The sequence below is a fragment of the Acidovorax sp. KPB24-03 genome, from assembly GCF_057546605.1.
On sequence record NZ_BAAJYR010000862.1, the window covers coordinates 1 to 730 of the forward strand.

A 730-nucleotide genomic window follows, 5' to 3' on the forward strand; every position below is an offset into this window, starting at 1 on the left:
CAGGCCCGATCCGCCCAGGTCGCCGGTGGCGCGCGCGCGCGACGCCTCGGCGCGGTACAGGCGGTCGAACAGGCGCGGCAGGTCGTGCTCGGCCACGCCGGGCGCGGTGTCGTCGAACTGCAGCACGAGCGAGGGCGCGGGTCCGCTGCGCTCGGTCTGCGCCTGGATTTCCAGCCGGCCGCCAGGATCGGTGTAGCGCACGGTGTTTTCCAGCAGGTTCAGGAACACGCGGTGAAGCTGCTGCGCGTCGCCGCGCACCAGCGGCGGGGGCGACAGGCTGGCGAGCGCGGCCAGCCCGTGCGTGTCCACCGCAAGCTCGGCCTGGTCGAATCGCGGCTGCATGGAGGCCACGGCCTCGGCCAGCAGCGACAGCGGGTGCACGGGCACGAGCGCGGAGGGCGCGCTGCCCGCGGCGGCATCCAGGCTGGCGCGCAGGTCCCCCACCAGCTGGATGAGCCGCATCACCTGCCGGTGCAGGCGCAGCGCGGTCTTGTCGTCGAACGGGCGCACGCCGTCCTGCACCGCCTCGATCTCGGCGCGCATCGCCGCCAGCGGGGTGCGCAGCTCGTGCGCCACGTCGCCGATCCATTGCCGGCGCGAGGCTTCCATGCCGCCCAATTGCTCGGCCATGTCGTTGAAGGTGAGTGCCAGCCGGGCCAGTTCGTCGTCGCCGTGCACGGCCACGCGGGTGTCCAGCCGGCCCGCCGCCACGCCGCGCGCGCCGTCCACG

1 protein-coding gene is annotated in these 730 nt (G+C 74.7%); it reads right to left on the reverse strand.

The window, feature by feature from the left end:
• Positions 1-730: ATP-binding protein (locus tag AC27KI_RS26495; RefSeq protein ID WP_487116848.1), on the reverse strand; the 730-nt coding region annotated here is incomplete at both ends.